This window comes from uncultured Salinisphaera sp. (assembly GCF_964012375.1).
GTDB lineage: Bacteria > Pseudomonadota > Gammaproteobacteria > Nevskiales > Salinisphaeraceae > Salinisphaera.
In genome coordinates, this window is record NZ_CAXGSH010000083.1 from 1 (window position 1) to 18504 (window position 18504).

The 18504-nt window shown below is 64.4% G+C and carries 19 protein-coding genes; 4 read left to right on the top strand and 15 right to left on the bottom strand.

Going from position 1 to position 18504, the window contains the following annotated elements; genetic code table 11:
• From ABNU97_RS13740 to ABNU97_RS13765, 6 genes are all read right to left on the bottom strand, one after another.
• Positions 1–364, bottom strand: a 364-nt coding sequence (locus ABNU97_RS13740) for a CoA-transferase (RefSeq protein ID WP_348767261.1), incomplete at its 3' end; no start/stop codon positions are given.
• Positions 361–1032, bottom strand: a complete 672-nt coding sequence (locus ABNU97_RS13745) for a 3-oxoacid CoA-transferase subunit A (RefSeq protein ID WP_348767262.1) — start codon at positions 1030–1032, stop codon at positions 361–363. The genes ABNU97_RS13745 and ABNU97_RS13740, both read right to left, overlap by 4 nt.
• A 13-nt stretch (positions 1033–1045) precedes the next feature.
• On the bottom strand, positions 1046–3049 hold the full coding sequence (locus ABNU97_RS13750) for a TRAP transporter fused permease subunit (RefSeq protein ID WP_348767263.1): 2004 nt from the start codon (positions 3047–3049) through the stop codon (positions 1046–1048).
• Positions 3050–3136: 87 nt separating this feature from the next.
• Positions 3137–4294 (bottom strand): TAXI family TRAP transporter solute-binding subunit, encoded by a 1158-nt coding sequence (locus ABNU97_RS13755; RefSeq protein WP_348767264.1) that lies wholly within the window; start codon positions 4292–4294, stop codon positions 3137–3139.
• Between the two features lie 791 nt (positions 4295–5085).
• Positions 5086–5853, bottom strand: coding sequence for an SDR family NAD(P)-dependent oxidoreductase (locus ABNU97_RS13760; protein ID WP_348767265.1), 768 nt, complete (start codon positions 5851–5853; stop codon positions 5086–5088).
• Between the two features lie 66 nt (positions 5854–5919).
• A complete protein-coding gene (locus ABNU97_RS13765; RefSeq protein WP_348767266.1) occupies positions 5920–6255 on the bottom strand; it encodes an MGMT family protein in 336 nt (111 codons plus the stop codon).
• A gap of 84 nt (positions 6256–6339) precedes the next feature.
• On the opposite strand from ABNU97_RS13765, the gene ABNU97_RS13770 reads away from it, so the two are divergent.
• The 4 genes from ABNU97_RS13770 (at position 6340) to nirK (ending at position 11443) form a co-directional block, all read left to right on the top strand.
• Positions 6340–7518, top strand: a complete 1179-nt coding sequence (locus ABNU97_RS13770; RefSeq protein WP_348767267.1) for an acetyl-CoA C-acetyltransferase — start codon at positions 6340–6342, stop codon at positions 7516–7518.
• 149 nt (positions 7519–7667) lie between these two features.
• Entirely contained in the window at positions 7668–8891 is a 1224-nt protein-coding gene (locus ABNU97_RS13775) for an NnrS family protein (RefSeq protein ID WP_348767268.1), read from the top strand.
• Between the two features lie 18 nt (positions 8892–8909).
• Positions 8910–9299, top strand: a complete 390-nt coding sequence (locus ABNU97_RS13780; RefSeq protein WP_348767269.1) for a SirB2 family protein — start codon at positions 8910–8912, stop codon at positions 9297–9299.
• Positions 9300–10069: 770 nt separating this feature from the next.
• On the top strand, positions 10070–11443 hold the full coding sequence (gene nirK / locus ABNU97_RS13785; RefSeq protein WP_348767270.1) for a copper-containing nitrite reductase: 1374 nt from the start codon (positions 10070–10072) through the stop codon (positions 11441–11443).
• A gap of 70 nt (positions 11444–11513) precedes the next feature.
• Here the strand turns inward: nirK and ABNU97_RS13790 are convergent, their stop codons facing one another.
• From ABNU97_RS13790 to ABNU97_RS13830, 9 genes are all read right to left on the bottom strand, one after another.
• A complete protein-coding gene (locus tag ABNU97_RS13790; protein WP_348767271.1) occupies positions 11514–11975 on the bottom strand; it encodes a DUF3565 domain-containing protein in 462 nt (153 codons plus the stop codon).
• A gap of 66 nt (positions 11976–12041) precedes the next feature.
• Positions 12042–12503, bottom strand: a complete 462-nt coding sequence (azu, locus tag ABNU97_RS13795; RefSeq protein ID WP_348767272.1) for an azurin — start codon at positions 12501–12503, stop codon at positions 12042–12044.
• Between the two features lie 63 nt (positions 12504–12566).
• A complete protein-coding gene (locus ABNU97_RS13800; protein ID WP_348767273.1) occupies positions 12567–13301 on the bottom strand; it encodes a sulfite exporter TauE/SafE family protein in 735 nt (244 codons plus the stop codon).
• Positions 13298–13549 carry a cbb3-type cytochrome oxidase assembly protein CcoS gene (gene ccoS, locus ABNU97_RS13805; RefSeq protein WP_348767274.1) on the bottom strand — a complete coding sequence of 84 codons (252 nt, stop codon included), beginning with the start codon at positions 13547–13549 and terminating at the stop codon, positions 13298–13300. The genes ABNU97_RS13800 and ccoS overlap by 4 nt, the downstream gene beginning before the upstream one ends.
• On the bottom strand, positions 13546–16008 hold the full coding sequence (locus tag ABNU97_RS13810) for a heavy metal translocating P-type ATPase (RefSeq protein ID WP_348767275.1): 2463 nt from the start codon (positions 16006–16008) through the stop codon (positions 13546–13548). Before ABNU97_RS13810 ends, ccoS begins: the two co-directional genes overlap by 4 nt.
• Positions 16005–16517: a FixH family protein gene (locus ABNU97_RS13815; protein WP_348767276.1), complete on the bottom strand. Its 513-nt coding sequence runs from the start codon at positions 16515–16517 to the stop codon at positions 16005–16007. Before ABNU97_RS13815 ends, ABNU97_RS13810 begins: the two co-directional genes overlap by 4 nt.
• A gap of 5 nt (positions 16518–16522) precedes the next feature.
• Positions 16523–17953, bottom strand: coding sequence for a cytochrome c oxidase accessory protein CcoG (gene ccoG / locus ABNU97_RS13820; RefSeq protein WP_348767277.1), 1431 nt, complete (start codon positions 17951–17953; stop codon positions 16523–16525).
• Positions 17950–18249, bottom strand: coding sequence for a hypothetical protein (locus ABNU97_RS13825; RefSeq protein ID WP_348767278.1), 300 nt, complete (start codon positions 18247–18249; stop codon positions 17950–17952). The genes ccoG and ABNU97_RS13825 overlap by 4 nt, the downstream gene beginning before the upstream one ends.
• A gap of 7 nt (positions 18250–18256) precedes the next feature.
• A partial coding sequence (locus tag ABNU97_RS13830; protein WP_348767279.1) for a c-type cytochrome occupies positions 18257–18504 on the bottom strand: 248 nt, incomplete at its 5' end.

Sequence of the window (18504 nt, forward strand, 5' to 3'; positions counted from 1 at the left end):
CGTTGTCGGTCGCCCAGTTGGCCAGATTGCCGTCCGCGGATACCTGAAAGCCGCCGAGCACGGCGATATCCAGATGGCCGCCGCGCATCATGGCGAAGGAGTCGGCGGTATCGAAATAGCAGCCGCCCTTGATCAGGGTGACGTACTGCTTGGCCGCGTTGATCAGGTCCGGATCTTCGGTACCGGGTTCGGGCGTGGGGCCGACGCCGAGGATGCCGTTCTCGCTGTGATAGATCACTTCGCGGCCGTCGGGCACATAGTTGGCCACCATGACCGGCATGCCGATGCCGAGATTCACATAGCTGCCGTCGGGGATGTCCTGGGCGAGGCGCTCGGCCATCTGTGCGGGTTCGAGACGTGTCATACGATGCCCTCCTGTGCGACGACGCGATCGACGAAGATGCCGGGCGTCGCCACGCTCTCCGGATCCAGTTCGCCGAGTTCGACGATATGTTCGACTTCGGCGATGGTCATGTCCGCGGCCATCGCCATGACCGGATTGAAGTTGCGTCCCGCGGTGTTGTACGCGAGGTTGCCCCATTTATCGCCCTTGTGGGCCTTGATCAGCGCCACGTCGGCCTTGAGCGGTGGCTCGAGCACATAGCCCACGCCGTCGATCTCGCGTGTTTCCTTGCCTTCCGCAAGCTTGGTGCCGTAGCCGGTGGGGGTGAAGAAACCGCCCAGGCCGGCGCCGGCGGCGCGCATGCGTTCGGCAAACGTGCCCTGGGGCATCAGTTCGAGTTCGATCGCGCCTTCTTCGTAGAGCTTTTCGAACCACACCGACCCCTGGGAACGAGGGTAGGTGCATACCACCTTGCGGACCAGACGATCGCGCAGCAGCGTGGCGATACCGATTTCATGCGAACCCGCGTTATTGGAGATCACCGTGAGATCGTCTGCGCCGTGCTGGCGCAGCGCTTCGATCAGTTCGAAGGGAATGCCGGAACTGCCGAAGCCGCCGATCATCACGGCCGCGCCGCTCTTGATGCCGGCGATCGCTTCGCGCAGGGACGCGACTCGCTTGTCTATCATGATTTTCTACCTTTTAAGAAGAAGCTCGGGCCTGCTGCTCGGCCTGTTCTGCCTGCTTGGCACGGGCCAGGCGCTGGGCGTCCTTCGAACCCAGCCGCCCGCCGAGCAGCGCGTCCGCGATATAGATGGCGACCACGATCGCGACGCCGATCGCGTCCGACAGCCGTTCCGGATAGATCAGGGCGGCCCCGGCCACCAGCACGATCAGGCGCATGACCAGGTTGATAGCGCCCACGCGGTAGAGATAGCCCTCGAGCGCGGCGGCCACCAGCCAGATCGCGGCGACCGCGGTTACCGTCGACAGCAGAATGTGGGCCAGATCGCCCTGCAGGATCAGCGCCGGGTTGGTCACGAACAGGAACGGCAGCACGAACAGAATGCTGCCGAGGCGCATGGCATAGACGCCGGTACGCCCGGCGTTCGAGCCGGCCACGCCGGAGGCGGTGATCGCGGCCAGCGCCACCGGCGGCGTGATGTAGGACAGCATGCCCCAGTAGAGGATGAACAGATGGCTGGCCAACGGGTTCAGCCCGGCATCCACGAGCGCGGGCGCGAGCAGGATCGACAGGAAGATATAGCAGGCGCTCACGGTCATGCCCATGCCGAGCACGAAGCTGGTGATTGCCCCCGCGCCGAGCATCAGCGGGATACTGCCGTCGGCATAGAGCAGCAGTTCGCGCGAGAAGGCGCCGGCCACGCCGGTATACGACAGGCCGCCCACGACCAGTCCGATGCCGGCAAGAATGGCGACCAGGCTGGCCACGCTGCTGGTGAGCGTGAGTATCAGATACTGCAGGCGCGACCAGTTGAGCCGGTAGCTGGGCTTGAACAGGGCGATGGCCAGCAGGATCAGCGTCGCATAATAGGGCGCATAGGCGTCCAGGCGCATGACCAGCAGCATGTAGATGAGCATGCCGAGGCTGAAAAGATACGGCCAGCCCTGCTTGAGGGTATCGGCCACGCGCGGGATTTCGGATTCAGGCATGCCGATCAGGCCACGCCGGGCCGCATAGGCGTCCACCTGAAACAGCAGCGCCAGATAGAACAGCAGCGCCGGCAGGAAGGCAGCGACCATGACCTCGGCATAGGGCACGTTCAAAAACGAGGCCATGATGAAGGCCACCGCGCCCATCACCGGCGGCATGAGCGTGCCGCCGGTCGAGGCACAGGCTTCGATGGCGCCGGCGTAATGGGCCGGATAGCCCGACTTCTTCATGGTCGGAATCGTGATCGGGCCGGTGGTCAGGATATTCGAGATCACGCTGCCCGACAGGCTGCCCATGATGCCGCTCGACAGCACCGCGACCTTGGCCGGGCCGCCGCGGCTGCGGCCCATCAGGGCCATGGCGAAATTCATGAAGAAATCGCCGCCGCCGGTCACGGTCAGTGCCGCGCCGAAGACCACGAAGCCGATGATCAGATTGGCGACCACCTGCATCGGTATGCCGATGACCGACTCAACGCCCAAGACGTGAGCGCGCAGCGTTTCGCCGAAGCCGTACTGGGTGCCCCAGAGAAAGCCCGGCATATGATCGGCGAACAACGGGTAGCACCCGAACAACAGTGCGACCAGAACCAGAATCAGCCCGCCGCAACGACGTGTGCCCTCCAGAATGAGGGCGAGCATGACGCCGGACGCCACCGTGGCCTCGACAGGCGCGCTGAAATCCCAGCCCTGCTGGATGATCTCGAGCCCGTGGTAGCCGAGATAGACCGCCGGCACCAGAGCGACGGCAGCCAGTATCCAGTCGTAGAACGGGACATGCTCCTTGGCCCCGGACCAGGCCGGGAAATAGAGAAAGGTCGCCGCCAGGAACAGGCCGATCAGATAATAAAGAAACGAATTGCCCAGCGGCTGAAAGCCGAACAGACCGAGGGTAAAGGTCTGGTTGATGGTCAGTAGCAGACCGAGGGTGCCCAGCGCCATGACGGTCCAGTAGGAGGCACCGCCCAGGCGGCTGGCTTCCTGTTCCGTTTCCAGGCTGTTCTCGGTGGCCGAAGGCGTGTTTGTGGCCATGACGACCTCTTCGAGTGTCGGTGAACGTGAAACAAAAAACCGGCCGGCATCTCGGCGCCGGCCGGTTTTGCTAAAACCCGTTTGGGATTACAGCGACTCGATCGCCTGCTGGCGATGCTTGGCCCAGATGTCGGCGAAGGCGTCGTCGCTCTTGCCCTTGCCTTCAGCGATGGCGTCCTTCCAGGCGGCCTGCAGGGCTTTCAGGCGGGCCAGGCGCTTGTCGTTCCAGGCCTGCATTTCGTCCGTCCAGATGCCTTTTTCCTTCAGATACTTGATTGCACCCGGATGGAACGGCACATCGACCGGCGGCGTGCCCGCGTTTTCGAGCTTCCAGCGACCCATGACCGCGGTGCCGTCCTTGTACATGGGATAGGTTTCGTCGAAGGCCTTGAGGTAGTTGTAGACGAAGTCTTCGTCCTGATCGGCCTTCACGGTCAGCACCGGGTAGCGATAGGCGAAGATGTTGACCGGGTTGTCTTCGCTCAGGCCTGCGCCGACGGTTTCCCGATAGGGCTGCAGGAAAGGCGCGATCTTGCGCAGGCGTGCCCAGGCCTTCTCGTCGTTCGGGTCCACTTCCAGCCAGCGAATGCCGCGCGGCGATTCGGCGAGTTCATAGAGCTGGCTGGGCGTGGTCGTGGTGCAGGACGCATCCGCCTTGCCCTGGGCGAGCGAGCTCATGGTGGCGTTGTAGGTGGGGAACATGCGTGCATCGACGTCGTCGCGGGTCAGCCCGGCGGCGCCCAGCAGGGCATCGCACTTGAGGTTGATCGACGGATTGCCGGCCACATAGGCAAAGCGCTTGCCCTTGAGCTCCTTCATGGAGGTGATGTTGGCATCCTTGGCGGTGAAGATACCGAACGACGACGGACGCCCGCCCAGCGTACGCAGATCCTGCGGGCCCCAGCGGCGATCACCGAAATCGGCCACGCCTTCGGAAGCAAAGAAGGCTTCGGTGGCGAGGTAGGCGACTTCCGCGCGGTCGCGCAGCAGCGGCTGCAGGCGGCCGATCGCCGAACCCGAGGGCTGAATACGAATACGGGTGCCGTACTTGCGGCCAAACGCATCGGCAATGGCCGAGGCTTCGGCATAGCCGGCCGAGCCCACGTCGTAGGCGGCCCAGGTCATCGAGCGGGGCAGATCGGGCTCGCTGTCGTCGGCCGCGAACGCGCCGGTCGCATGGGTCACGCCCAGGGCCGCGGTGAGTAGCAGGGGCGAGAACACGCGGAGCGTGGATTTCAGGCGCATGGAATGTCTCCACAGTTTTATTGTGTCGGTCGGGCGAGACTCGGCCGGAGCCAAAATCGCTAGTGCTCGATGCGACTGCATAGCGAACATCTGGTCGCAAAGCGTATGCGTGCGCCGGGGTGCGGTCAACGCGTTGGCCATCGCACGGTCTGGGCAGCGAGGCAAAAGAAATTGGAAACCAGGACGCTCCGGGCGGCGATGGCCCATTCGCGCTTTCTGCGCGAATCGACGTGTGCCGAAACGCCATCGCACATGCATGCGCATGCGACCCCTAGCCAGAGACAAGCGGTCTTCGCTGTCCGATTTTGGTTAGGCAGATATTATCCGTGCTATAGGCGAAGGCTATATCGCCTCGCGTGGGTCGCATTATCGAAATGAAGGACTGGGCCGTCGACCGAAGTCGTTGTACGAACGGACGTTCAGGCGCGAAAGGCAGTCTTCGCGTTGCGCTCGGATATGAACTTATGGCCTGCGCCCGCGCGATGGATTAGACCTTGGTATGAAAGAGATGGCGTATGCGTCCAACAGGTTAAACGCGCTAAACACGGTTGCGGGTACAACAGGCATCGCTACAGGCGTGTGCAACCGCCAAAGCGAAGGCTGCATGACGCCTCGCCGCGCCATACCAAGATGGCTCGGGTGGAGAGACTCTAGCGCGACAGGCGTTGTATGCCCGCCCTCGAATAAGCGAGCGCCGGGCAGGCAATCGGCCCGCGCTCGGCCCGTGGCAGGGCCGGGCAGCTGGCCCTGGCACACCCGGGCCGGACCCGCGTCGGCGATTGCGGCCGCGCTTACTTCGGCTGCATGCGAATCGCCCCGTCCAAGCGGATGGTGCTGCCGTTGAGCATGGTGTTCTCGATAATGTCGCGGGCCAGGCGCGCGAATTCCTCCGGCTGGCCCAGGCGCGAGGGGAAAGGGACCATCTTGCCGAGCGAGTCGCGGACTTCCTCGGGCAGTTCCGCCATCATTGGCGTATCGAAAATCCCGGGGGCAATGGTCATCACGCGAATGCCGTGTCGGGCCAGCTCGCGTGCGATCGGCAGGGTCATACTCACGATGCCGCCCTTGGAGGCGGAATAGGAGGCCTGGCCGATCTGGCCTTCGAAGGCAGCGACCGACGCCGTGTTGATGATGATGCCGCGTTCGTCGTCGGCCTGGGCATCGGCCGCCGCCATCGCCTCGGACGCCAGCCGAATCATGTTGAAACTGCCGATCAGGTTGATCTGGATCACCTTGGAAAAGGTCGCCAGGGCGTGCGGGCCGTTCTTGCCAAGAACCTTCGAGGGGATGCCGATACCGGCACAGTTGAGCAGGCCGTGCAGCGCGCCCCCGTGCTGGCGTGCAGCACTGACCGCGGCCTTGCCGTCTTCTTCACGGGTCACGTCGCAGTTGACGAAGCGCGCTGCCTCGCCCAGAGCGGCAGCCGTTTGCTGGCCGGCCTCGGCGTTGACGTCGGCGAGCACTACGCGGGCCCCGGCATCGACCAGCATACGGGCGCTGGCTGCCCCCAGGCCCGAGCCGCCGCCGGTAATCAGAAAGCATCGATCGCTGATCTGCATGGCTGTCTCCTCGATTGTTGTATTGGATCACGCCGCCAGACTACCACTGGGGTCCGGCGGCAGCCGTCAGTCGGCGTCGGGCCAGCCGAAGCGATCGAGATCCACGCGGCCGCCGATGAGTACAACCCCTTCTTCCTCCAGGCGTCGTCTTTGCGACAGGCCGGCGGTGCTGTCGGCGGGCAGCGAAATCCGGCCCTGGGCGTTGATCACCCGATGCCAGGGCAGGCCCGGTGGGCAGCGATGCATCGCATAGCCGACCACACGCGCCGCACGAGGGCGGCCGATCAGACGCGCGATGTCCCCATAGGTGCTCACTCGCCCATAGGGAATACGGCGCACGGCATCGAAAACATCGCTATACGTGTTCTGCGAGCTGGAATTGATATCGCCGCGGTGGGACATGGTCTTGCTGGCTATGCTTTACAGGGTGCCGGCAGGGTGGCACAAAGACAGTCCCCGATGTCTGGATAACTGCGAGCCCTGCTTATGACCGACGCCTATATCGTATCCGCCCTGCGCACGGCAGGGGGCCGCCGTGGTGGTCGTCTGGCCGGCTGGCATCCGGTCGATTTGGCGGCCACGCTGATCGATGGGCTGGTCGAACGTAGCCAGGCCTCGCCGGATACGATCGACGACGTGATTCTAGGCTGCGTGGGGCAGGTGGGTGAACAGGCGGCCAACGTGGCCCGGAACGCGGTGCTGGCCTCTAGCCTGCCCGAGTCGGTACCCGGTACCAGCGTGGATCGCCAGTGCGGCTCCTCCCAGCAGGCCCTGCATTTCGCCGCCCAGGCGGTGATGTCCGGTTCGATGGATATCGTCATCGCCGGCGGTGTGGAAAGCATGACGCGCGTTCCGATGGGCGCCCCGCTCACTCTGGCCCGCAAAGCCGAGATGGGCATCTATATGAGTCCCGGAATTCGCGATCGATATCCCGGGACCGAGCTGTTCAGCCAGTTCGAGGGTGCTGAAATGGTGGCCGCCAAGTACGGCATTGAACGGGCGGCGCTGGACGCGTTTGCGTTGGAGAGCCACCAGCGCGCGATACGTGCGACCGAAACCGGCGCGTTCGACGAAGAGATTCTGCCGGTGACGGTTCTCGATCCGGATTCGGGCGAAGAGGTCGAGCACAGGGTCGACGAAGGTATTCGGTTCGATGCCACGCTTGATTCCATCGCCGGGGTGAAGCTGCTGGCAGACAATGGCCGTATCTCCGCGGCCACGGCCAGCCAGATATGCGACGGCGCAAGCGGGGTAATGGTGGTCAACGAAGCGGGCTTGAAGCGGCTCGGCGTCGAACCGCTCGCGCGTATCCACCACATGAGCGTGCTGGGGCACGACCCGGTGATCATGCTCGAAGCACCGTTGCCGGCCACGCAGCGCGCGCTCGATCGGGCCGGCATGACCATCGACGATATCGATCTGTTCGAGGTCAACGAGGCATTCGCGCCCATTCCGCTGGCCTGGCTGCAGTACACCGGGGCCGACGCCGAGAAGATGAACGTCCACGGCGGCGCTATCGCGCTCGGCCATCCGCTGGGCGCTTCGGGCACCAAGCTCATGACGACGCTGGTGCACGCGCTCCGGGCGCGAGGCGCGCGCTATGGCTTGCAGACGATGTGCGAAGGCGGCGGCATGGCCAATGTGACCATCATCGAAAGACTCTGATCGAAAGGGTCTTAACCAGATCACTCGCGACCCCACGACGCGCCCAGCGGGCTGATGACCTTCGCCGGAGGTATTGATTTCCATCAATGTGGGCCTTTCCGGTCGGCGGCATAGTACGCACCATCTGATCGAGGCTGGAGCGGAGCGTAATGCCGGGTTCGGTATTCGAGGCAGGGCGGTGCTTGATACAGGCGCCGCATCGGCTGTTTTTCATGGGCGGGCTGGGCGCGCTGATGGTCGGCATGCTCTGGTGGGCGCCGGTTCTGGTTATGCGCTGGGCGGGTATGGCGTCTGCGTATCCGGTGCCTGCGATCTGGCTGCATGCCTGGCTGATGACGGTGGGCGTGTTTCCTTTCTTTGTTTTCGGCTTCCTGCTGACGGCACTGCCGCGCTGGGTGGCGGCGCCGCCGGTAAGCCCGCTGATCTATCGGAGCATGGCGGCGGTGCTCTATGCCGGCTATGCGCTCACCGTGGTGGGAACGCTGGCCGGGATCGATTTTCTGATGGCCGGTATAGCGCTGACCGCGCTCGCCTGGGCTCTGGGGCTTGGCGTGCTTATGCGCTGCGTGTTGGTTGCCCGCGCACCCTCGCTGATGCATGCGCGCTGGTCGATCATCGTGACTGCGGTGGGCTGTATCGGCGCGCTCGCCGGCCTGGGCGCGCTCGGCCAGGCCCGACAGTCGCTGTTCGCCGCCATGCCAACACTGGCGCTCTGGGGGTTTGTTGGCCCGATCGTGTTCGTGGTAGCCCATCGCATGCTGCCCTTCTTTTCCGAACCGATGATCGCGGACTATCGCCGCTACCAGCCGGTCTGGAGCCCGCCACTGGTCGTCGCGCTCTCACTCGGCCACGGCGTTCTGGCCTTCAACGGGCATCACGCCTGGCTGTTCACGGTGGACCTGCCGCTGGCGTTGATTACCGGCTGGCACGCGCTTCGCTGGCGTGGCTGGGCAGCCTCGCATGTGCCGCTGCTCTGGTCGCTGCATATGGCGTTTGCCTGGTTGCCAATCGCTGCGGTGCTATCGGCCGTGCAGAGCCTCGCGCTTTTCGCCGGCTATGGCGCGGTGCTGGGCCTTGCACCGACCCATGCCCTGGGCATGGGGCTGGCCACGAGCATGGTGTTCGCCATGGTCACCCGCGTGAGCCTTGGTCATTCCGGCCGGCGCCTGGAAATGGATAATCTCAGCGTGCTGTGTTTTCTCATCCTTCAGCTGGCGGTAGTCGCACGGCTTCTGGCAGAGGTAACGGCCGGCCACCTGCGCTGGCTGTTCTTGTTCGTGGCTATCGGCGCGTGGTTCGAAGCGATACTGCCCTGGGCGATTCGCTACGGGCGGATTTATTGTCGTCCGCGCCTGGATGGCCAGCCCGGCTAGGCGAGCCGACCGGTGTCCATGGAAACGCTCTATGTGGTTTTGAAGACGCTGCACGTCGGCAGCGTTGCCGCGACGTTGACTCTTTTTATAGTGCGTGCGGGCTGGATGGTGTTCGCGCCGGCGCGATTGACCCGACGCTGGGTGCGGGTGCTCCCGCACTGTGTCGACACGGTGCTGCTGGGCAGTGCGGTGGGCCTGGCTGTGTTACTCGGCCAGTACCCCGGTGCGCAACCCTGGCTGACCGCGAAGGTGCTCGCGCTTGTGCTTTATATCGCGCTGGGTACGATCGGGCTCAAGCGCGGGCCGACGAAAACGATTCGTATCGTCGCCTGCGGGGCAGCGCTGATGGTTTTCGCCTACATCGTCAGCGTCGCGCTCAGCCACAGCCCCTATGGGCTTTTCGCCTGAGGGGCGGATCGCGTATACGCAAACTGCGCGCCGTTTGGGATACCGGCTGTGGCGGGTAGGTATGCGCCACAGGCTAACGACAGCGCCTAGACACGGCGCGATGTGTGCGCAGTCCGGCAATCGGTCATGTGACGGCTACTTTCTTCAAGAGCAACCGCAGATTTCGCAGATTACAAAGATGAGGAAGAGCGCCGGCGCATGCGCCAGGCGAAAGCGAACGATCACGATCTCCTGTCTTTGATCTGTGCGATCTGCGTCGATGTGTGGAGGTTTCTTACCGCAAGTGCCAACCAAGCCAACGTGTAAACGCAGTCGATCGCCCAACGTGGCTGAATGAATACATCGGCGTAATCGGCGGATCGATGATTTCTTGCTTATGTAGGCAACGCAGCAGGCGGTTCTCAAGCAAGCAGGTTGTCTACCAATGAACGCGAAGAAACGCGAATAATACAAAACGCCGATCGCGCGAAGGCTGGATGAGCTCGTGTTCAAGCCGCATGCTTAACTCTGCACAGAATCGAGAAGTATCTCGATCCATGTCGGTCAGCCGCACGGACGCGGCGCATTCTGGAAATTTTCTGTTACGCCGTCGGCCGAAACGCTTGCGATTACATTGCGGTTCCGCTGTTGCACCGTACTTTCGGATAGGTTTTTTTCGCCAGTCACGAGGATTACCCAAAAAAACGTCTCATTTTGACTGATATCAAAGCCCGGTGGCTCGCACCTGCCTATGCTCCAACGATCGATTACAGGTAGCAGGGAGAGCTTCCATGAAAACGAGGCGTTGGATCAGTCTGTTAGGCGTGCTGTTGTTGGGCACGGCCTTGTCGGCCGCGCATGCGTCGCAAACGAATATCGCCGAAGGGGTGAGTTCGAGACCGGATGTCTCGATCACATTGAAGACCGGCATCGGCGAAGAGGGAATGTATTTCAAGGGCGTCGGCGGCACCATCGACGGCCAGATCAATCCGAAAATCAAGATTCCGAAAGATGCGGTCGTGCAGCTAACGCTCATCAACGGCGACGGCGCCTTGCACGACGTGGCGATTCCGGCGTTTTCGGCAAAGTCGGATGAGGTCGTCGGTCGGGATTCGAGTTCTGTTTTCGTATTCCGGGCGAGCGAATCCGGCCAGTTCGCCTATTTCTGCAGCATCCCGGGCCACCGCGCCGCCGGCATGGAAGGCAAGCTGATCGTCGGTGAAAGCGACACGGATGCGCAGGCGGATTCGCTGGCCGATATCAGCCGTGACCCGGCCGATCTGCCGGCGCCGATCGGCGATCGCGAGCCCAAGACGATCCGCGTGGATATGGAGACGGTGGAAAAACAGGCACGCCTTGCCGACGGCACGAGCTATCGCTACTGGACGTTCGATGGTCAGGTGCCGGGGCCGATGCTGCGCGTGCGAGAAGGCGATACGGTGGATCTGACCCTGCGCAATGCCGAAGACAGCACCATGATCCACTCGGTGGATTTTCATGCCGTGACCGGTCCGGGCGGCGGCGCGAGCGTGCTACAGGTACCGCCGGGCGGGCAGAAGAGCCTGTCGTTCAAGGCCATCAAGCCGGGGCTGTATGTCTATCACTGTGCCACGCCGATGGTCGCCCACCATATCGCCAACGGCATGTACGGCATGATTCTCGTCGAGCCGGAAGGCGGTCTGCCGCCGGTGGATCACGAGTTCTATGTGATGCAGGGCGAGATCTACACCACCCAGGCCTACGGCCAGCACGGCGAGCAGTCCTTCGACGTGCGCAAGCTGCTGGATGAGAAGCCTGAGTACTACGTGTTCAACGGCGCGGTGGGCGCGTTGACCGAGCAGCATCCGCTCAAGGCCAAGGTGGGTGAAAGCGTGCGTATCTTCTTCGGCGTGGGTGGCCCGAACGCGACATCGTCGTTCCACGTGATTGGCGAGATGTTCGACAAGGCTTATGCCTGGGGCGGCACGACCAGCGCGCCGGCCGAACATATCCAGACCATCAGCGTGCCGCCGGGCGGTGCCACGATCGTGGATTTCGAGCTGGAAGTGCCGGGCAAGTACGTGCTCGTGGACCATGCCCTAAGCCGTATGGAACGCGGCCTTGCCGGGTTTTTGCAAGTCAAGGGTGAGGACGTGCCCGAAATCTATGCGCCGGGCGAAGGCTAGTGACCGAGCTCGTTGATGGACGATCGCCGGCGCCCTTCGGGGCGCCGGTTTTTTTGCCCCACGTCAGCGCTCAGATCAACCGATAGGTTCGAATGCATGCCTGCGCCTGGCCCTCGACCTGTAGGCGAAACGCCACGTTCGGGGGAATCGGGACCGCTTCGCCCGGCGTCATCGGCCGCTCGACATGCAGCGCATCGATGCACAGCGTGGCATGACCCTGACTGAGTTCGAGCGTTCGCCAGTTGCCGGAGGCGGCGCCGGGGTCGTCGAATCGATCCGTGCGGGCAAAGCCCAGTCCGATACAGCGATCCGGTGGACGATGCTGCAGGATGCGACTCGGCCATTCCAGGCGATCGCAGCGCAGGCAGTCGAAGGAGCGGCCCAGCCAGGAGGCACGGCCCGCAGCGTGTACGACCCAGGGCCGGTTGATGAACGGCGGGCGATGGCGCACATGGCGATTATGGCCGCAGGCCAGCCGCGCGACCCAGTCGCCTTCGTCGTCGCGGCCAAAACCGAGAATATTGCGCTGCATTCGAATTCCATAAAAAAGGCCACGCGACAAACGCCGCGTGGCCCGAATGCGATGATCGCAGCTCGCTTACTTGACGATCAGCTTGCCGTGCATCATCGAGCTGTGGCCCGGGAAGGTGCAGTAGTAGCTGTAGTCACCACCGGCTTCGAGGTCCGCGGTGCTGAACGTAACGCTCGACGATTCGCCGCCGCCGATCAGATCGGTATGGGCGATGATCTTGTCATCGTCGGGCAGGTACTCGTTGTCCAGACCGGCCTGCATGCCTTCGGACGTGATCGCCTGCTTGTCGGCTTCCTTGGACAGCACCCAGTTGTGGCCCATCTGGGCCACCGGCATCTTGCCGGTATGCTCAAGGGTAAGCGTGACTTCGTCGCAGTCGGCCGGGACCACGAGCTCGGATTTGTTGAACTGCATCTGATCGTTGCCGCTGATCGACAGCTCGCAGCTATCGGCCGCGGCCGCCGGGCCGGCCATGAATACGGCACCGAACGCGGTCAGCGCGCTTGCAGCCAGAAGTTTCTTCATCATTGTCGTTTCCTTTTTACAGGTGGGTGAAAACATCAGCCTGGGCACGACGAGGCGAACCCAGCCTCACAAAAGCGTTTCGCCCGGCCCGCACAGGCCGAGCATGTTGAGATAACCGCCGGCCGGTGCGTGGTGCATCAGCCAGGGCATGAGCGCGGTCAGCAGACCCAGCACCACCACGAACGCACCGCCGGCACGACGGAACGCGGGCCGGCGAGTGAGTCGTTGCAGCCGCGATGCGGCGGTCCCGGTGGCAATCAGTGCCGGTGCGGTGCCCAGCCCGAAGGCGAGCATGAGCCCGGCGCCTTGCAGACTCCCGCCGCTGAATGTCGCCGCCACGAGAATGGAATAGACCAGGCCACAGGGCAGCCAGCCCCAGAGCCCGCCGAGCAAGAGCGCGGGCAGCGCGCCGCGTCGACCGATCAGCGATCGCGCAGCCGGCGAGACGCGCTGCCACAGGCGAAAGCCGAGATTCTCGATAGGCCGCAGCAGACGCCAGTTCAGTGCGATCTGCAGGCCGATGGCGACCAGCATCGCGCCCGCAAGCGCGCGCAGCACGACGATCAGCAGCTGTGGGTCGAGCAGCTGACCCAGGCCGACGCCCAGGCCCCCGGCCAGCGCGCCGGCGATGGCATAGCTGGTGATGCGGCCGCTGTTGTAGAGCAGGGCGGAAACGATCGGCCGACGCCGGCTCTGCGCGCCGAAGGCCAGGGCGATGCCGCCGCACATGGCAATACAGTGGGAGCTGCCGACCAGACCGGCGACTAGGGCCGCAGCGAAGGTGAGCCCGTCCGCGTTCATCGCCGGCGCTCCGGCGGCTGGACGCCATCGTCGGCGTCGGCATGCTCTTCGGCTTGCGTATCGCCGCCACCGTCGGTGGGCTGGTCCTGGTCCGCGCCGGTCGACCAGTCGTCGTCGTCCAGCAGAATCCGGTAGGCCGGACTGTCCATATCGTCGAACTGGCCGTCGCCGACGGCCCAGAAGAAGGCCCAAACGGCGATGCCGACCAGCAGCAGCGTCAAGGGCAGCAGCACGAGTACGATGGTCATGTCGACACCGCCGGCACGGCTGCCGGGCGCAGCCGCTCGCTGGCCACGACGGGGGGTTGCTGGTCGGCACGGGCAAGGCGGGCAGCGTTGGCGACCACCAGCAGCGAACTGGCCGACATGCCCAGTGCGGCCATCCACGGCGCCACCATACCCGCGGCTGCCAGGGGCAGGGCGACCAGGTTGTAGCAGGCCGCCCAGGCCAGATTCTGACGCACGACGCGCATGGTGCGACGTGCCATGCGGATGCCGCTGGCCAGATCGCCGAGTTCGGCGCGGGTGAGCAGCATGTCGGCCTGGGCCTGGGCCAGCACCGAGCCGCTGCCCATGGCTACCGACACATCGGCACCACCGAGCACGGGCGCATCGTTGATGCCGTCGCCGACCATGACCACCCGCTTGCCTTCGGCCTGCAGGCTGCGAAGCCGCGCGAGCTTATCTTCAGGCGTCATGCGGGCGTGCCAGCTGTCCACGCCCATGCGCCGGGCCATGGCCGCGACCGCGCCGGGGCTGTCGCCGCTGGCGATTTCCAGGCTCAGGCCGAACTCGCGCAGCGCGGCCAGCGCCTCTTCAGCCTGCGGGCGTGGCGTGTCGTGCAGGATGAAGCGCGCCGCCGGGTGCGAATCGATTTCCAGCACGATCGGCGTGCCGCCGTCGTCGGCCTGTTCAGGCAGGCCCAGCCAGGCCGGTTGCCCCAGCCGCAGGCGATGTCCGTCCACGGTGCCTTCGATGCCGTGGCCGGGGTGTTCCTGAACGTCCTCGGCGAGCAGCGAATCGCGGCCGTCCTGTTCGAAGGCGCGGGCGATCGGGTGGGTCGAGTGGGCCTGCAGCGCGGCGGCAAGACGGCGACAGTAGGCATCGTCGTAGTCGCTGCCCAGGCATTCGACGTGTTCGATGCCGAGGCGCGCCTCGGTGAGCGTGCCGGTCTTGTCGAGAATGAGATGGTCGGCATTGGCCAGCGTCTGCAGCGCGCCGGCGCGGGCCACGAGCAGGCCGCGGCGTGCCAGCGATGCCGTACCCGCCACCAGCGCCGTGGGCGTGGCCAGAGACAGCGCACAGGGGCAGGTTACGACCAGCACCGACAGCACGATGGGCAGGACCTGGTCGGGTGCTGTTTGCCACCAGTAAAACCCGGTGGCGCTGGCCAGCACCAACACGGCCGAAACGAATACGCCGGCGATACGGTCGGCGAGCAGGGCCAGTCGCGGGCGCTCGCTCTGGGCGCGTTCCAGCAGGCGCACGATACCGGCCACGAGCGTGTTCTGGCCGATGCGTTCAAGCTCGACATCCACGCTCGCGCCCAGATTGAGGCTGCCCGCGATGGCGGTTTCGTCGACGCCGTGGCGCGCTGGCATGAACTCGCCGGACAGCAGTGATTCGTCGAATGTGCTCTCGCCGGCGAGGATGCGCCCGTCCCCGGGTACGACCGCGCCGGCCGGCACGCGGACATGATCGCCCGCGCGCAGCTCGGCCAGCGGCACGGTTTCCGTGTCGCCCTGGGCGCCGATCCGACGCGCGGTGGCCGGCAGGGCACGGGCGCTGTCGCCGGTCGCCATCGCGGCGCGGTGGCGCGCAGTCATTTCCAGAAAACGCGCGGTGGTAAGAAAGAAGACGAACATCGTCACCGAGTCGAAATAGATCTCGCCGCCGGTGAAGAAATGATAGACGCTGGCGACATAGGCGCCGCCAATCGCCAGGCTGACGGGCACATCCATGCCCGGCCGGCGCGCGCGCAGGTCGCGCCAGGCGCCGCGCAGAAACGGCATGCCCGAATACAGCAGCACCGGCGTGGCCACGATGAGGCTTACCCCGCGCAGAAACAGCGCGATATCGGCGTCCATGTCGTGATAGATCGCCCCCGCATAGAGCGCGACGGCATACATCATGACCTGCATCATGCCCAGGCCGGCCACGATCAGGCGCTTGAGCGCGGCCCGGCGTTCCCGGGTGAACAGCGGTACGGCCTGGTCGGCGCTGAGCAGATGCGGGCGATAGCCCAGCTGTGCGATGCGCCGCAACAGCGTCGACAGGGCAACGGTCTGGCGCTGCCAGCGCAGAATCGCGCGACCGGTGGCCGGATTGACCTGAATGAGTTCGACGCCGGCCTCGTCGACAAGCACGCGCTCGATCAGCCAGCTGCAGGCCGCGCAGGTGATGTTTTCCAGCATCAGAACGGCTTCGCACAGGCCGTTGTCGAGCGTGCGCACGTAGTTTTCGCCTACGCTTTCGCGATCGTAGGCGTTCCATTCGTCGTCCTGTGCCAGCGCGCTATCGGGGGTGGGCGCGTATTCGCTGCGAAAACGATAGAACTCGCCCAGCCCGCCTTCGTCGATCAACCGGGCCACCGCCTCGCAGCCGGCACAGCACATGGGCTGGTCGACGCCGGCGATCGCAACACGGCGCACCGGCCCTTTCGGCAAGGCCTCGCCACAGTGATAGCAATGGCCAGCGCCGTCGCTCACGCGCTATCGACTCCACCGTGTGGGGCCAAGCGCACGCTGGCATGGTCGGCATCGAGCTGACCGGTCACGATCCAGGCGCCGTTGGCCGGCGCGAGCCGCAGCTCGCGATCGCCGACAATGCGCGCACCCGTGCTGCCGTGGTAGATACCCGCGCTGTTGCGTTTGAGTTCGATGGTCTGATCGCCGCTGGCACGGGTGGCATGCACCAGCGCCAGACGCAGGGTCGCCGGCGCATCCTCGAAGCCGTCCACCCGCAGGCTGACCCGACCGGTATTGCGATCGACCTGGGCGTTGGCGCTAAGCTGCAACCGTTCGGCGGCCTCGCGCGCGGTGGCGTCTTCCGTATAGGTCAGCGCGACCTTGGCATAGTCCTCCACCACCAGGTCAGGCGGCCCGGCCATGGTGGTAATGATGACCACCCAGAACACCACCGAGGCCACCGGCGGTGCCATCAGCGCCCACGGCCAGACGTGGCGATACCAGGGGCGGGTGGTTTGGGTCATCGACATGGTATTCACCGGTTGATCGGCATATGAAAGCGCGTGGTCTCGCTGACCGATACCTGGCCATCGACGCTATACGCACGCAAAACGATGTCATGCCCGCCACCCTGGACATCACGGCTGTCGACGACAACACGCGCGGGCAGGTTGCGGACTTCGCCCGGGGCAACGCGCACGCGTTCCGGATCGGTATCGACCGAGTAGGCGTTGTTGCCTTCGACCTCGACACGATACAGACGCGGCTCCTGGCTCATGTTCATGAGCTTGATGGTGTAGACGTTCTCCACATGAGTATCGTCGACTACGCGATAAAGGGCGTTGCGGTCGGGCAGGATATCCATGCGCAGCGGATTGCGCAGGCCGATGCCCAGCACGAAGGCCGAGGCGAGCACGACCAGCAGGGCGGCATAGACGAGCACGCGCGGGCGCAGCAGCGACGAGCGCTTGCCTTCGAGTGCGTTCTCGCTGGTGTAGCGAATCAGCCCGCGCGGGTAGTTCATGCGGTCCATCACGGTATCGCAGGCATCGGCACAGGCACCGCAGTTGATGCATTCGTACTGGAGGCCCTCGCGGATGTCGATCCCGGTCGGGCAGACCTGAACACACATGGTGCAGTCGATACAGTCGCCCAGACCCACGCTGCGCGGATCCGTGCTGCGCTTGCGCGGGCCCCGCGGTTCGCCACGGTTCGGATCGTAGGACACGGTATAGGTGTCGCGATCGAACATCGCACTCTGGAAGCGCGCATAGGGGCACATGTACAGGCAGACGTTCTCACGCAGGAAACCGGCGTTGCCCCAGGTCGCGAACCCGTAGAACAGCGTCCAGAACAGCTCCCAGCCGCCCACATCGAGGGTGAGAAAACGCGCGCCAAGATCGGTGATGGGGGTGAAAAAACCCACGAAGGTGAAGCCGGTCCACAAGCCGAGCAGCACCCAGATCGTGTGCTTGGTGGTCTTGCGCCAGATCTTGTCGGCGTTCCAGGGCCCGCGATCGAGCTTGATGCGACGCATGCGGTCGCCTTCGATCTTGCTTTCAACCCAGAGGAAGACCTCGGTCCAGACCGTCTGCGGGCAGGCATAGCCGCACCATACCCGGCCGACCACGGCGGTGACGAAAAACAAACCCAGCGCACAGATGACCAGCAGCAGAGTCAGGTAGATGAAATCCTGGGGCCAGAACGTCAGGCCGAGGATATGAAACTGACGCGCAGGCAGGTCGAACAGCACTGCTTGGCGACCGTTCCAGGGCACCCAGGGCAACAGATAGAAAAGGCCCAGCAGCACGAACACCATGATCGTGCGCAGGCGCTGATAAAAGCCCTTGATCTCGCGCGGGTAGGTCTTGGCCCGCGACTGGTACATGCTGATCGGCTGTACCGGTGCGGCCTCCGCGGACGCGCCCTTGCGGTTATTGCGATGCGTCTGCTGGCGGGTCGTCATTTCGTATCACGTGGCGTGGGGTCGAGGCGTGGCGTTCTGGGCCGACGCATGAGAACAACGGTCAACGCGCTCGAGGCTGCGCCGATCGCCCAGAACATGAGAAAGCCGAGCGCATAGCCGGCTTCGCGGCTGAGTTCGATATCCGGCAACGTCTGCATGCGCAGCGTTGCCGGATCGATATTGGCGAAGAACACGATCGATCCCACGCCGGCGACCAGAAACGCGGGCCAGAGCGTCGCACCCCAGATATGGATGCGACGCCGGGTGTCACGCTTGTAGTAGGTCGTGTTCTTCATGGCATACCTATTCGCTATCGCTGGGCGCGGATGCCGCTCCGTCGGGATGTGACAGGCTGTAGACATAGGCCGCGAGCACGTGCACCCGATCCTCGCCGAGCAGGTCGGCGTGGGCGGGCATCTGGTTCGTACGGCCATTGGCGACGATGTCGCGAATCTGCTCGATCGAACCGCCGTGCAGCCACACGTCGTCGGTGAGGTTGGGCGCGCCGATGGCCTGATTGCCGGTACCGTCCATGCCGTGACAGCCCACAC